The sequence below is a fragment of the Flaviflexus salsibiostraticola genome (assembly GCF_003952265.1).
In the GTDB taxonomy this organism is placed as follows: Bacteria; Actinomycetota; Actinomycetes; order Actinomycetales; family Actinomycetaceae; genus Flaviflexus; species Flaviflexus salsibiostraticola.
On the sequence record NZ_CP034438.1, the window covers coordinates 2,143,999 to 2,158,399 of the forward strand.

Genomic DNA, 14,401 nt, shown 5'->3' on the forward strand with positions numbered 1-14,401 from the left:
GGTGCGGAGTGAGGGTCGCTCGCGAGTCGCATCTCCGTCGGGTCGGCCGGGGTTAGGGTCGCTACAGCTGGGTGCGCCTAACGCGGATGTCCTCGCCGGCGCCCCGCAGGCGCACCTGGCGGGCGCGGGCCTCCTCGACGCGGGCGGCGAGGCGGATTCTCGTCTCCTCGTCCTTGAGCGCACGGTCCCGTCTTCGCGCTCGCTCGATACGATCGAACTCGACGAAATCGTCGACCGGGGAGCCGACTTCTATGTCCTTCTCCGCACAGAGCCTCTCGTAGACCTGCTCGGTGTCGCGTGCGACCTGCGGCCACGCGTACCGCTCGCGGGCTCGGGTGATGCCGTGCCGACCGAGTTCGCTCGCAAGGCCGGGATTGTCGAGGAGAAGGGCCGCTGCGGTGGCGATGGCCTCGGGCGCGTGCGGCGGCACGAGCAGACCCGTCAGTCCGTCGACCACCGTGTCGGCGAGACCGCCGACCTTGGCGGCGACGACCGGGACACCGCACGCCATCGCCTCGAGGGGGACGATGCCGAAGGGCTCATACCAGGGCGTGCAGGCGACGAGCGAGGCGCTGCGGAAGATGGCGGGCATGTCTGCCCGCGGGACGTGGCCGCGCAGGAAGACGCGGTCGGCGACGCCGAGCTCCTCTGCCACCTCCGTCAGGCGCATCGCCTCATTGTCGCCGCTCAGGTCGCCGGAGGATCCGCCGCCTATGATGTGCAGCTCGACATCGTCATACCCACGGCGGACAAGGTGGGCGAGGGCGCTGATGCCGAGATCCATCCCCTTGCGGGCGACGAGCCGGCCAACGGAGACGATGCGGCGGGCGCCATTCGTCGCCTCCGGAGTGACATCTGCCCGGAACAGCCTTAAGTCGACGCCGCTCGGGACGACGGTCGTCTTGCCGGCGTCGATGCCCATCGCCTCAAGCTCCCGCACCTCGTCGTTGCAGGTCGCGATGATGTGGGTCGAGTCGAGCCCGACCTGGGGTTCGAGGTGGACGCGATCGGGCGGGCTCGTGTCGAGCGCGCCCTGGTGGCGCCGCTTGACCGTGCCCAGCGCGTGGAACGTGTGGACGAGGGGGACGCTGAGTCCGGCCTGGTCCAGCGCCTCGCGACCCGCGAGGCCCGACATCCAGAAGTGAGTGTGGACGACGTCGGGGATGGTGTCAGGATGCTGACCCCAGTAGGCGGCGATTCCCTGGCCGAGGGCGGGCATGAAGGGAAGCATGTCGTCCTTCGAGATGGAATCGGCGGGGCCGGCGGCAACGTTGACTACCCGCACCCCCTCGGCGAAGGCGACTGTCTCGGGTAGGTCTGCCCGATCGCGCCGCGCGAAGATAGTGACGTCGTGGCCGCGTTCGCCGAGGGCTTGGGCGAGCGCCGCCACGTGGACGTTCTGGGCTCCTGCATCGACCCCGCCCACTGTGGCAAGCGGGCTGGCGTGCTCCGATATCATCGAGATCTTCATGGCCTATCGCCTTTCGTGGCTGCCGCCGGCGCCGCCGGCATGCGGTGAGGTGAGGAGTCGGCTGAGCACCCTGTCCCAGTCGGCGAGGACGCGGTCGAGATCGCGGCGGGCGAAGGCGAATGAGTAGGCCGCCTCGCTCATGCGCCGCGTCTCATCGGCGATGAACCCGCAGACCGCATCGCAACGCGCGGTCGTGGAGAAGTCATCGGTCGCGGGCGGCACTGCCCGGATTGAGATCTGCCGCAATCCCATGGGCGCCCCTCGGGGTCTCTGGATGGCCGTTCGCACGACGGAGTGCTGGCTGCGTACCATGGCCATCCACTGGTGGTGTGATATGGCTCATGGTCCATCGTGACCTGCAGGTTTGCAAGTGGAAGGGGCTTGAATGGGAGCCCGGTTCGTGGAGCCGAAGAGCGCTCTTCTAAGCAATCTGCGGTTTTCGCCGTGAAATATCGGAATAAAGTCTTTCAGGAGGCTCCCAGGACGCGGACCACGTTGGTGCAGGGGCCCAGTGATCGCCGTAGGTGGGGCATGTCGTGGTCCCCGCGTCCGAGGCCCGCCTATGCTTGATGAGGAGAGGAGCGCAGTGATGAATGATCGACTGGCAGTGCTGCCGGACAGCGGGTGGGAGCGGGTGCTCTGCATCGTCGCCCACCCCGACGACATGGAGTACGGGGCCTCGGCCGCGGTGTCCGCATGGACATCGCGAGGCATCGAGGTCATCTACGCCCTGCTGACAGCCGGTGAGGCCGGCATGGCCGAGCCGCCGGAGATCGTCGCACCGCTGCGCCGGGCCGAACAGGAGGCCGCGTGTGACACCGTGGGCGTCAGCGACCTCCGGGTCCTCGACCATCCGGATGGCATGCTCGTCGCCGACCTCGACCTCAGGCGGGACATCGCGACCCTCGTGCGCGAGACGAAGCCGGATGCGGTGCTCACCGCCAACTTCGACTTCGAGGCCTACGGAGGACTCAACCAGGCCGACCACCGGGCCGCCGGCATCGCCGTCATCGACGGCGTGCGGGACGCCGCCAACCCGTGGGTGTTCCGGGAGCTCGGCAGGGACGGACTGCGGGCCTGGAAGACGAAGGCGATCCTCGTCGCCGGGCACCCGGAACCCACCCATGCCGTGCCCGTCAGCGGGCGAGACGTTGAGCGTGCCGTGCGGTCGCTCGAGTGCCACGAGGCCTACCTCGCGCACATCGGAGATCACCCGGAGCCTTCCGTCTTCATCCCCGAGATCCTCGCCGAGGGCGGCAGGGCCAGCGGCGCCGAGCATGCCGTCGTGCTCCGGGTCTACGATCTCGGCGGACTCGGCGACTGAGTCGCGCGGCCTGCTGCCGCCTGGTACGGGCCCGGGGCGCGCAGTCGGCCAGGCGTAGAATGGTTCGGTGCTCCCGGGCGGTGCGCGGAGGAGGAGCTGGCATGGCATTCACGACTGCGAACACGGTCGAGGAGTTCAGGAGGAACCTGGACGACGTTCAGCGGCGGATCGATGCCGCGGCGATGCGTGCCGGCAGGGACCCCCAGAGCATCCGCCTTCAGCCGGTGTCGAAGACCGTCTCGGAGGAGCGGATCCGCAACGCCATCGCGGCGGGCTGCACGCGGCTCGGTGAGAACAAGGTCCAGGAGGCGAAGTGGAAGCACGCCGCCCTCCTCGACACCGGGGTCGAATGGTCGATCATCGGCCATCTCCAGAGGAACAAGGCCAAGGATGTTGTGGCCTTTGCCAGCGAGTTTCACGCCCTTGATTCCCTCCGCCTGGCGGAGGCCCTCGACCGCCGTCTGCAGGCGGCCGGCCGCAGCCTCGATGTCTACGTCCAGGTCAACACCTCCGGCGAGGAGTCGAAGTACGGCATCGATCCTGACGATCTGCCCGAGCTGCTCATGAGCCTGCGGGGCCTCGATTCACTCAACGTACGCGGTCTCATGACCCTCGCGATCTTCACCGACGATCAGGAGGCGGTGCGCCGCTGCTTCCAGATCCTGCGGCGGCTGCGGGACGAGATGAGGGACCTCGATCCTGAGCTGGTCGGGCTCGGCGAGCTGTCGATGGGCATGTCGGGCGACTTCGAGACCGCGATCGAAGAGGGTGCCGATGTCGTTCGGGTTGGGCAGTCGATCTTCGGCGCGCGGCCCACTCCTGACAGCGACTACTGGCCGACTGCCGCGCACTGACGGCGCGCCCGCTCCACTCGGCGTCCATCTTCGTGCGCGGGTGGTCCATGCTCGATGGTCACGCCGGGACGGTTCGAATCGAGGCAACCGGTCGCGCGAACAGCTCCGCACGGGTGCGGATGATCGCCATAGGGTCGCAGGAACATCGCACCCAGAGTAATGTGAAGGGAGACACGTCGAAAGCGTGCCGTGAGTGCGTGAGCCATCGCGCTAGATCCTGACAACAACGAGGTAGTCATGTCACAAGCAAAAAAGATCATGAACGATCCCGAGAATCTCGTCGATGAGACTCTCGATGGACTGGTCGCCATCTCGAACGGGCTGCTGGCCCGCGAACCCGGCTCGAGGGTGGTTCGTTCGACCAAGATCGAACAGGGTAAGGTCGGCCTGCTGGTCGGCGGCGGCTCCGGCCACGAGCCGATGTACGGAGCCTTTGTCGGCCCCGGCCTCGCCAACGCATCCGTTTCGGGCGACATCTTCGCAGCGCCCGCACCCCAGCACGTCCAGGAGGCCATCGAGGCCGCCGACGCAGGGGCCGGTGTCCTCATCGTCTACGGCAACTACGCCGGCGACGTCATGAACTTCGACATGGGTGCCGAGACGGCCGAGGAGGACAGCGACATCGAGTCGAAGACCGTCCTTGTCCGCGACGATGTCGCGACCGACGACTACGAGGGCCGCCGCGGCATCGGCGGCGCCTTCTACGTTGTCAAGGCCGCGGGTGCCGCCTGCGCGAAGGGCATGTCCCTCGAGGAGGCCGCCGAGGTTACTGAGCGCGTCCAGTACAACACCCGCACGATCGGTGTGGCCGTCCGCGCCGGCATCCTCCCCGACACCGGCAAGCGCACCTTCGAGCTCGGCGATGACGAGATGGAGATCGGCCTCGGCATGCACGGCGAGGTCGGCGTCGAGCGGTCGAAGATGATGACCGCCGATGAGGTGGCGAAGAAGATGGTCGACATGGTCGCCGACGATCTGCCCTACGAGTCGGGCGACCGGGTTGCCGTCTACATCAACAACCTCGGCGCGACGACGCAGATGGAGCTCCTCATCGTCTACCGCAAGGTTGCCGAGCTCCTCGCGGAGCGGGGGCTCAAGGTGGAGCGCACCGACATCGGCGCCCACTTCACCTCCCAGGACATGGCGGGCTTCTCGCTCACCCTCCTCAAGCTCACGGACGAGATCGCCGAGCTCATCGACGCACCCTGCGAGTCCGTCCCGTTCACACAGGGCTGAGGCATGGCAGAGACAGTCAACGCTGAACAGCTCCGCCAGATCCTCTCGGCTGCGTGCCAGGCGATCGTCGACGCCCGCGAGGAGCTCGGCGAAGCCGACCGCGCGACCGGCGACGGCGACCACGGCACCGGCATGGCCCGAGGGTTCGGGGCGGCGCTCGCCGCCCTCAAGGACGCCGAGCTGCCGACCGTGGGAGAGGCGTTCAAGACCGTCGGCGCGGCCGTGCTCAACACGAGCGGCGGAGCCTCCGGCGCCGTGTTCGGGACGATGTTCCGGGCACCCGCCAAGGGCCTCGACGGGGACACGCTGGACGATGCCGGGTTCGCCGAGGCCCTCGAGGTCTCGGCCGAGAAGGTCCGCTCACGAGGCAAGGCCGAGCCGGGCCAGAAGACCATGCTCGACGCCCTCATCCCCGCCGCCGAAGCCGCCCGCGGAGCGGTCGGCCAGGGCCTGCCGGCGGTCGCCCGCGCAGCGGCCGAAGCGGCCGAACGCGGATCCGAGGCGACGAAGGACATGGTCGCCAAGGTCGGCAAGGCCAAGTCGCTGGGGGAGCGGAGCCTCGGCCACCGTGACCCCGGCTCGATCTCGGTCACGATCCTCCTCAACGCCATTGCGGAGGGCATCGAGGCCGCATAAACCTGCCGCACACGCCATGAAGGGATGGCGCTGCGGCAGACAGGCGGGGGCAGGTCAATGACCTGCCCCCACCGCTGTCGTGGTGGCTATTTGCACGGGCCGTTGCCACACTGCTGGCTGACATGCGGTTGGTTCTTGCGCGGCTGGGTCTCGCGCGGCCGGTTCGCAAGCGGCTGGTCGCCAAACCGCTCTCTGTGCCGGAGACCGTCCGGGCGGACGTTTCTACGCCGGAGGCTCTGTCTTCTCCGCGTCGAGAATGCGCCGGGCCCGCTCGACCGACGAGTTCACGTGATCGGCTGCAGCGGTCCCGAGGTCATCGACCATGTCCCGCAGCAGCCCGGGAATCATGGCGGAGTCCTTGCCATAGAAGTGGACCTCGCGCACAACCTCCTCGAGCATGTCGGATACCGACTGGGGTTGATGAACGACGCGAACCTCGCCGTCGCTGTTCGCCATGTAGGGGCTCGGCTCGACCACGGTGACGAGGTACCGGAAGATCCGGTGGAGTTCTTGGACTGCTTGAACTGCGGTCGCGGGATCGTTGATGCCGGGGGAGAGGGCTCGGTCCGCGATGTCGACGAGCTGGCGCAGGCCGAAGGCGATGTCCTGATGGAGCTCCCGTTCGGTACGCAGCTCGAAGGCGGAATGGATGTGCCTCAGGTCGGACTCGCTCGGGTCCCCGTCCCACCAGATGCTGAGGAGCGGCTGACCCTCGACAAGGAAGTCACCCACAGGGCGGTCGATGGTCATGACTGCCTCGTTGCGATCGGCCCATGCCATGAGCCTCTTGTAGTTGATCCACACGAGCGAGCCGTGACCGGTTGCCGTGACCTTCGTTCTCGGGTCGCCCGGGCGCGGTGACCATCCCGGACCCTGCGTCAGCCCAGTCTCCTCCTCGGTCACCGGGTACAGGCGTCTCGCGAGCGCCAGCGTCTCCTCGCCGATCTCCGAGATAGCCTGCGACACCTTCATCGACGACGTGATGAGGTGGATGAAGGCGAGGAATAGTCCGATGCACCCGAGGACGAGCAGGAAGGACAGCGTGACAGCGGCGCGCGGGACGAAGGCGGTGATGTCCTCGTCCTCGCTCCAGACATAGCGGAGCACCGTGAGGGAGTAGATGAACGTGCCGAGGAAGATGCCGAGGGTCGCCTGGACGACCCTGCTGGCGAGGAACCCGGAGAGCATGCGGGGGCTGAACTGGCTGCTGACAAGCTGAAGGACGACGAGCGTGATCGAGAAGGTCAGGCCGGTCACCGAGATCGTCGAAGCGGCGATCGTGCCCAGCACCTCCCGAGCCGCATCGGGGCCGCCCTCGAAGGCAAGCGGAAGCGGCTCAGACAGCGCCCGCTCCCACCGCGGCAGGAGGAAACCGACGAGGATCGCGGCAATGACGCTTGCCGCGGGAATCGCCCAGAACCGCGACCACAGGCGGCCCCAGCGGGTCCTCTTCGGAATGTCCGGAATCGATCCGCGGATCCGGTGCGTGTCATCGTTCGCGTCGCTCATGGGGCGATTCTGTCATCCGATGGGAGCGGGATGTGGAGAAACGGCTCCGCCGCTGTTCAGACAGCGGCGGAGGGAATCAACGCAGTGGGGTGACCGTCAGCGGCGGGGTTCGATGAGCACCTTGAGGTGCTCGCCGCCCTTGGCGGCCTCGAAGGCCCTGTCCGCCTCCTCGAGGGGGAAGCTGGCGGTGATGAGGGGAGCGAACAGATCCGGTTGGCTTGCAAGCAGTGCGAGTGCCTCCTCGTTGTCTGCGTTCGTGTTCGCGGTCGATCCGGTGACGATGAGCTCGCCATAGTGGATGAGATTCGCGTCGAGCGGGATCTCGCCCTTCCCAGAGGGAAGGCCCGCGAAGAAGCTGACCCGGGCGCCTTTGGCCGCTGACCGCAGAGCATCTGTGAACACCTGGCCGACGGGGGTTGCGACCATGATCGCGTCCGCCCCGGCACCGTCGGTGAGCTCCATGACCTGCTCGGACATGTCGCGCTCGCGGGGATTGATCGTGTGGTCAGCGCCCAGCTGCTTGGCGATCCTCCTCCGGTGCGGTGACGTCTGACTGACGATGACCTGTCCGACGCCGCGGTGCTTGGCCACGAGGAGGGCGATGAGGCCGATCGGGCCCGCACCGCAGATGAGTAGCGTGTCATCCGACGTGACGGTGAGAGGGCGCAGACCGCGGACGACTGCGGCGATGGGCTCTGTCAACGAGGCGATCGACAGATCGAGTCCATCTGGGACCACCATGACGTTGCCGTTCGCCACGGCTGCGGCCGGGATGAGGAGCTGCGACGCGAACCCGCCATCGAATGTCAGCCCAACCGACTCGTAGTTCTCGCAGAGGTTGCCGAGCCCGCGACGGCAGGGCCGGCAATGCCCGCAGGCGATGTTGGGTGCGACCGCGACCGGAGTACCGGGGGCGAAGCGATCATCGCCGCTGCGATTCTCGGCAACGACGCCGACGGTCTCGTGGCCAGGGACGCGCGTCGTGCCCGGGGGATAGAAGCGGTGCTCGCCGCGTGCGATCTTCAGATCCGTTCCACAGATTCCTGCGGCGGCGACATCGATGAGGAGCTCGCCCTCCTGTGGGCGGGGATCGTCACGCTCGACGACCCTCATGACTCCATCGCTCTGGTACTCGTATGCCAGCATGTTGCATCCTTCCGGCTTGACCTCATCTCACCCTACTCGGCACAGAAGTCGGCTGCCGCCCGGCATGGCGTGAAGGTCGCAAGCAGGGTGAACTCAACAGTGTGTCAGGCCAATGCCATCAGCCCGCCGGACGCGAGAGTACCGGCGGGCTGATGTGGCAGTCGCGCAGGGCCAGGACCCTGCGTGACTGAGCTGCTAGAGCTTGAGAGCGAAGTTCGCGCCCTCCCAGATGGCGGAGACGGCGTTGCGCGCCTCCTTCGCATCCCCAATCCGGAACACCTCGGGTGCGAGGTTTTCGGCGCCTTCGAGGACGACCTTCGGCTTGACGCCAGCCGCGAGGACGACCTTTTCTTGCTCGTCGAGGGCTGCGGCGACGCAGCCCAGGCGTCTGGGCAGGTCCGTGATGCTTGAGCGGCAGTGCCTCGGCGATGGACTCTCCGCCGGGTCCATTCCCGCGGAGTATCCTCGCGATTGGTTCGCTGCGCTCCTGTGACCTGATCTTTTTCGACGTTATGACGGGAAATCCCGGACGTTGAGGGCACTTGGCCCCGCGGGACTTTCGACCCCGAACTTCCCAATTCGGACATGAGAGTGCCCCATCCAGAAAGCCGTGGGGCCGGGCAATTCCACGCCGGGTGGGCGCGTGAAATTAGACTGGCAGATAACAGGAACCGCAGGTCAGTCGGGGTGCATCGGCGGTGGACTCTCAAATGGGGCGGAAGCTCGAGATAGGTCCCGCCCAGATGGCGAAGCCGGGAACAGCGGGGTCGACTATTCGCAGGCGATGCCGTCGCGGTCGCCGTCCATAGTCGTCCGGTAGCCCGGCTGGCCTTCGTAGAGAGGCGCCGCTCCGGCGGCGCGCGCCGCCGTGCAGTTCTCGTAGTACACGTCCGCGGGCGCAGGGGCAGGGGCTGGCGCGGGTGCGGGAGCAGGTTCAGGTGCCGGAGCCTCCTGGGCTGGGGCCACCGGGGCTGCCTCGACCGGCACAAAAGCTCCCGACTCGGGGATCGTCTGATTCGGGCAGTCGGCGAGGATACGGAGAATGGCGTCCTTTTCGGCCGCCGTCACCCAGAGGCCGTACTTGGCTTTGACTCCGACCTGGCGTGCGACGTAGTCGCACCGGTAGGACTTATTGCTCGGAAGCCACGTCGCGGCATCGCCCGCGCCCTTCTGGGCGTTGCTGCGGCCATCCACCGCGAGGAGGTTGAGCGGGTCGTTGGCAAACAGCTCGCGATCGCCGGCCGACATCTGCTGAGCACCCTTCTGCCAGGCGTCGGAGAGGGCGACGACGTGGTCGATCTGAATCTCTGAGGAGGTGTCCTGGCCGCGCTGGAAGGAGATGATCTCGGCCGTGTAGGGGCTGATGAGGGTGCCGGTCAGGACAACACAGTTCCTCGTGCCGGGCTTGTAGGTCTTGTCTGTGAGATCTCGGTCGAGAATGTCATTGCGGGTGTCGCAGCCGTTTCGGTCCGTGTCTGCCCACCGCTGGCCGAACTGGTCACGGTCATACCCGGTCTTCGGCGCGCGGCCCTTGACCTCGAGTGTGAGCACGACGTCTGCCGCCAGCTGGCCCTCGGCATTCGCCGGTGCAGTGAGGGGTTCAGGCTCCACCGGTGCGGGAGTGGTCTCGACCTCGAGCTCGATCGAGGTGGAATCTTCCCTCGACTCTGGCGACGGCTCCGGCTCCTCAGTCGTCGGACCCGGCTCAACCACTGCCACCGAGGTTTCGTCGCTCTCGTCGGCGGCCTCAGTGATGTCATCCGAAAGGATTGCGGGTCCAGCGCCAACGACGAAGATCGCACCCAGGATCCACCACAACTTCTTCACGCTACGTCCCCAGCCTTCTACGGGTGTGAGTTACCAACAAGTCAAACGTAGCCGCACGAGGGGGCAGAATCGGGCGGCGCCCAATACCCGAGAGCCGTGAACTCTATGAACTCCGTGTTGTTCTGATTGAGTCGCTGGGGGATCGGGGTCAGTGAGTAAACGTGCGCGGTTCCCGAGAAACTCCGTACGGGAGTGTGGATCTCATGGACTGATGGATCTGCGTGCCGCGCCCATTTGCAGGTGAGTCCAACGTGAAGCCAGTTCACGGTTGCTAAGTTTGTGAACCGCTGATACGATCGCATCAGATCAAGAAGTTCGACGTGAAGCCTCTCAGCTTGTCGACTGGCAACCGCTTATCGCACACGGTGCCCCTGAGGGAAGATCTGCCCCCGAGCATGAGCTCGGGTGGAATTCAGCGAGTATAAGGATCAATTCATGGTGGACCACAATCCCCCCACTGAGCGCGAGGCTCAGTCGGACAGCGGCACTGAGCCGACCGCTGTCCTCGTCACTGCCCAAGATGGAACCAAGGTGGGCATCGCCCCTCTCGGGACGAGATGCACGAACTACCGGCCCGGCCACACTATTCACGCGATCCATGCACGACACGCTGGGCTGAGCACGGACTGGGTGCCGGCGCGTGTTCTCGCGGTTGACGGCAACTACATTGAATTTGTGACTGAGTCAGGCACGTGGCGCCGCTGGAACCACAATGCCGCACAACTGGGAAAAATCGCCGAAGTGCCCGACCTCTTGCCCGACGCTGAAGCGGAGTGGTGTAAGCGGTACTGGCTGCTCAGGGTTGAAGTCGATGGCGTGGGTTACCTGCTGTCGCTGGCGGAAAGCGGCGATAATCCCTGCAGTTTCAGGTGGCGTTCGGAATGAGCGGCTGATGGCCGCGTCTGCCGGTTTCTTCATCTAACTCCTGTCTCTGCTCCCCGCGTCCACATATCGGGAGCAGAGACAGTCACCTGCCATCCGTCCAGCATGCGACGGCCGCACTGCTGACGGTGCTCATGGTGATTCACTGCACGCTGGGGAGTCTGGGCGGATTCAATCGATTGTCGCAACACCTTGATGAAAGAGGTGTAAGACGATGGCTACTGCGGACTGGAGTAAGAAGACCAGTGATATGCCAATGGAGGTGCGTCGTCAGTGGCGTGCGGATCGGGCGTTGCGTCCACCGATGCGGTCCCCAGGGCGGCCGGCCCCGTCGCGGGCGGTGCAGCGTCAGTTCTGGACGTTGATCGCTACTGGTATCACTACCGCGGAGGCTGCGGTGCGGGTGGGGGTGTCAGTGCCGGTGGGAACCAGGTGGTTCGGCCATGCTGGTGGGATGAGACCTTTGAGCCTAGATGAGCCTACGGGGCGGTATCTGTCATTTGAAGAGCGTGAGGAGATCGCCATCTTGAACGCGAAGGAGACGGGGGTGCGCGAGATCGCTCGCCGCTTGGGGCGAGATCCTTCGACGATCTCTCGGGAGCTGCGACGAAACGCCGCTACCCGCGATGGTGATCGGGGGTATCGCGCTGTGGTGGCCCAGTGGAAGGCCCAGGAAGCGGCGAAGCGCCCAAAGGTAGCTAAGCTCGCCACCAACCTACGCCTTCGACAGTACGTGGAGGATCGGCTTGCCGGGATGCTCCACGACGAGGACGATCAAGTCGTGCCCGGTCCGCACACCCCGGCGTGGAAGGGTGTGGGCAAGCCGCACCGGGCGGACCGTAAGTGGTTCACTGCGTGGAGTCCGGAACAGATATCGCAGCGCTTGAAGATCGATTTCCCTGATGATGAGAGCATGAGAATCAGTCATGAAGCGATCTATCAATCCTTGTACATCGAGGCACGTGGGGCACTCAAACGAGAGCTCGTCGCGGCGTTGCGCACTGGGCGGGCAGTTCGTAAACCTCGGGCACGGACCCAGCGGAGGAACAAACCCCACGGGCACGTCACCAAGGCGGTGATGATATCCCAGCGCCCTGCCGAAGCCGAAGACCGCGCTGTGCCAGGACACTGGGAAGGAGACTTGATCATCGGCACTGGACGCTCGGCCATCGGCACCGTGGTGGAGCGACGCTCTCGCAGTATCCTGCTGGTGCACCTGCCCCGAGACCCCCGGTGGGGCAAAGTTGCTCCCACCAAGAACGGACCCGCTCTGGGCGGATACGGAGCCGAAGCGATGAACACAGCCCTGCAAACCTCAATGACCCGTCTGCCGCTGCAATTGCGCCGCACGCTGACGTGGGACCGAGGTACCGAGATGGCTGACCACGCTGCCTTCACCCTCGATACCGGCACCAAGGTGTACTTCGCCGATCCGCACTCGCCCTGGCAACGGCCCACGAACGAGAACAGCAACGGGCTCCTGCGCCAGTACTTCCCCAAAGGCACCGACCTATCCAGGTGGGACGCCCACCACCTCGAAGCCGTCGCTCTAGCGCTGAACAACCGACCCCGAAAAATCTTGGGATTTCGAACTCCCACCGAGGTACTGACCGAGCAGCTACAATCAACCCTGAACAGCAGTGTTGCAACGACCGATTGAACCCACACTGTGCGCTGCGGGTCCTGGACGACGTTCAAGGGGTCAGAGTGTGCGACTCCAGCTCGTTGGTTTGGAATGCTCCACGGAGGGGCCTCGAGACTTCAGGGACCATATGCGCAGCCCGAGCTGAATATCGAGGGAGCGAGGCGTCTCCTGCCAGTCCGAGCCGAGGAGATCGCCGATGCGGGCGAGTCTCTGCCGGACAGTGTTCTCGTGGACGACAAGGTTCTGAGCTGTTGCCTTAATGTTCTCGCGCTGCTCGGTATAGACCCAGGCGGTCCGTGTGAGCTCCGTACCGTGCTTGGAATCGTAGGAGATCAGGGCCTGGATCTCTGTCAGTGGCGAATACGCGTGGGGATCGTCCCTCTGGGCGGCGAGGATGACTCCAAGGGAGCCGAGGTCATCTGCTCTGTAGATGCGGTGGGAGGGTCCGAGCGCTTGGAGGGCAGCCATGGCAGTAAGGGCGAGTGCGTGCGCAGGGGCGAAGTCGCCTCCATGGGCCACCTCCCCTCCGAGCGCGCATTGGATCTGCGCAGTCCTTGACCCGGAGCGGGCGATGAAACTCTGAAGGACGGCTTCCGATGGGACTCTCGGAAGAAGGATGCAGAGATGGTCGTGGTGTTCAACGGCGAGGATCTGGTGGCTGCTGACCCCGTGCTCCCTGAGGCTCAGTGTGAGGGCATCTCGCATCGCCCTGTCGAGGTGGGTGCCCGTCGCGTCGTCGGTCTGTACAACTGCGACTGAAGCTGGGCCGCCCAGAAGCAGGGAGTCGAGCCTCTGAGATCCCGACGATGTGAGTCGCCTGCCCTGGAGGAGGTCATCGAGCAGTGCCTGGTCACGCTGCCGCTCCTCTCCTCTCTGGGTTCGCTCGAAGAGGAGGAGTATTCCGAGGAACACGGCCGTTCGCGTCACCCGTGGCAGGAGCTGGTCCGGAACTGCTTCGAAGACGGCAACGGTGCCCAGGTGCTCGGAGTTTGACGTGGCGGCTGCGGCCGTCAGTTGGTTGCGGATCACCGGTCGCCCTGAAATGTAGGCTTGGCGCCCGACGTCGGCAGCGAAGGTTGGCAGGTCGGGCATTGCGTGGACTGTGCCCCTCGCCACGACGGAGCCCTGGGCGTCGAGAATGGCGAGGTCGGCCCCGAGAGCCTTGGCCGCTGTCTGGGCGAAATGCTCGACGCCCTTTCTCTGGGCGAGGCTCTCGCTCAGGAGCGCGTCAAGATCGACGACGGTCTGGAGCGCCTGCAGGCGCTCGGCGCTGTCATCGAAGCTCACTCTGAGACCGGCAAGCGCGGCGCTGACTCTCCTGAACCGGCGGGATTGATCGAGAGCGACGGCTGTGTGGCGGGCGATGGTTGACACTGTGTCGACGATCGTGGGGGAGAAATTTCCGGGCCGGCGGTTTGCGATAAGGAGAGCGCCGTGCAGCGTGCCGTGGACCATGATGGGGACCCCGAGTATGGCGCGGACTCCCTCCCGGCGGACGATCTCATCGATGACTTCCAGGTGAATGATTGCCGGATCGATCAGGTAGTCAGAAGTCTGCACGGTCCCGTGGCCGACTGCAGCCTTCCCAAGCACGCCCGTGCCGAGCGGCATTCGGATCTGTTGGTACTCCCGTGTGCGCACGCCGGTGGAGTACTGGATGAAGGTCTCCTTGGCGTCGTTGAGAGAGATGTAGGCGAGGTCGGATCGAGTGAGATCTCTGGTGAGGGAGGTGATGCGGTCGAGCACCATGTCGATGTCGTGGTTCGCCGCCATGAGGGAGGCGATCGCGGTGACCGCGTCAAGAACGCGGTTTCGGTGCTCGAGCCACCCGAGCCGAGTGGAGAATTCTCTATCGCCCATATCGAAAGAGT

The 14,401-nt window shown here is 65.6% G+C and carries 13 protein-coding genes and 1 riboswitch; of the genes, 6 read left to right on the plus strand and 7 right to left on the minus strand.

All coding sequences use genetic code 11. From position 1 onward, the window contains the following. Positions 1 to 61 precede the first annotated feature (61 nt). Both EJO69_RS09975 and EJO69_RS09980 read right to left on the minus strand, forming a co-directional pair. Positions 62 to 1,471, minus strand: a complete 1,410-nt coding sequence (locus EJO69_RS09975) for a glycosyltransferase (RefSeq protein ID WP_126041458.1) — start codon at positions 1,469 to 1,471, stop codon at positions 62 to 64. Positions 1,472 to 1,474: 3 nt separating this feature from the next. After that, on the minus strand, positions 1,475 to 1,723 hold the full coding sequence (locus EJO69_RS09980; protein WP_126041468.1) for a hypothetical protein: 249 nt from the start codon (positions 1,721 to 1,723) through the stop codon (positions 1,475 to 1,477). A 337-nt stretch (positions 1,724 to 2,060) separates the two neighbouring features. On the opposite strand from EJO69_RS09980, the gene EJO69_RS09985 reads away from it, so the two are divergent. From EJO69_RS09985 to dhaL, 4 genes are all read left to right on the plus strand, one after another. Beyond that, positions 2,061 to 2,795, plus strand: a complete 735-nt coding sequence (locus EJO69_RS09985; protein ID WP_126041470.1) for a PIG-L deacetylase family protein — start codon at positions 2,061 to 2,063, stop codon at positions 2,793 to 2,795. A 101-nt stretch (positions 2,796 to 2,896) separates the two neighbouring features. Then, entirely contained in the window at positions 2,897 to 3,649 is a 753-nt protein-coding gene (locus EJO69_RS09990) for a YggS family pyridoxal phosphate-dependent enzyme (RefSeq protein WP_126041472.1), read from the plus strand. 237 nt (positions 3,650 to 3,886) lie between these two features. Further along, positions 3,887 to 4,885: a dihydroxyacetone kinase subunit DhaK gene (locus tag EJO69_RS09995; RefSeq protein WP_126041474.1), complete on the plus strand. Its 999-nt coding sequence runs from the start codon at positions 3,887 to 3,889 to the stop codon at positions 4,883 to 4,885. A gap of 3 nt (positions 4,886 to 4,888) precedes the next feature. After that, entirely contained in the window at positions 4,889 to 5,521 is a 633-nt protein-coding gene (gene dhaL / locus EJO69_RS10000) for a dihydroxyacetone kinase subunit DhaL (protein WP_126041476.1), read from the plus strand. Between the two features lie 222 nt (positions 5,522 to 5,743). Here the strand turns inward: dhaL and EJO69_RS10005 are convergent, their stop codons facing one another. The 4 genes from EJO69_RS10005 to EJO69_RS12800 all read right to left on the minus strand — a co-directional run bounded on the left by EJO69_RS10005 (position 5,744) and on the right by EJO69_RS12800 (position 10,003). Beyond that, complete coding sequence (locus EJO69_RS10005) at positions 5,744 to 7,030, minus strand: DUF2254 domain-containing protein (protein ID WP_126041477.1); 1,287 nt, start codon at positions 7,028 to 7,030, stop codon at positions 5,744 to 5,746. Positions 7,031 to 7,126: 96 nt separating this feature from the next. Beyond that, complete coding sequence (locus tag EJO69_RS10010) at positions 7,127 to 8,176, minus strand: zinc-binding dehydrogenase (protein WP_126041479.1); 1,050 nt, start codon at positions 8,174 to 8,176, stop codon at positions 7,127 to 7,129. A 195-nt stretch (positions 8,177 to 8,371) separates the two neighbouring features. Beyond that, positions 8,372 to 8,626, minus strand: a complete 255-nt coding sequence (locus EJO69_RS10015; RefSeq protein WP_126041481.1) for a hypothetical protein — start codon at positions 8,624 to 8,626, stop codon at positions 8,372 to 8,374. A gap of 321 nt (positions 8,627 to 8,947) precedes the next feature. Continuing rightward, positions 8,948 to 10,003 carry a GmrSD restriction endonuclease domain-containing protein gene (locus tag EJO69_RS12800; RefSeq protein ID WP_425454730.1) on the minus strand — a complete coding sequence of 352 codons (1,056 nt, stop codon included), beginning with the start codon at positions 10,001 to 10,003 and terminating at the stop codon, positions 8,948 to 8,950. 304 nt (positions 10,004 to 10,307) lie between these two features. Next, positions 10,308 to 10,423: riboswitch (SAM riboswitch) on the plus strand. Here EJO69_RS12800 and EJO69_RS10025 point away from each other — a divergent pair. Both EJO69_RS10025 and EJO69_RS10030 read left to right on the plus strand, forming a co-directional pair. Continuing rightward, on the plus strand, positions 10,409 to 10,888 hold the full coding sequence (locus EJO69_RS10025) for a hypothetical protein (protein ID WP_126041483.1): 480 nt from the start codon (positions 10,409 to 10,411) through the stop codon (positions 10,886 to 10,888). It overlaps the preceding riboswitch by 15 nt. Positions 10,889 to 11,141: 253 nt before the next feature. After that, entirely contained in the window at positions 11,142 to 12,545 is a 1,404-nt protein-coding gene (locus tag EJO69_RS10030; protein ID WP_126042524.1) for an IS30 family transposase, read from the plus strand. A 42-nt stretch (positions 12,546 to 12,587) separates the two neighbouring features. Here the strand turns inward: EJO69_RS10030 and EJO69_RS10035 are convergent, their stop codons facing one another. After that, positions 12,588 to 14,390 carry a helix-turn-helix domain-containing protein gene (locus EJO69_RS10035; RefSeq protein ID WP_126041485.1) on the minus strand — a complete coding sequence of 601 codons (1,803 nt, stop codon included), beginning with the start codon at positions 14,388 to 14,390 and terminating at the stop codon, positions 12,588 to 12,590. Positions 14,391 to 14,401 lie beyond the last annotated feature (11 nt).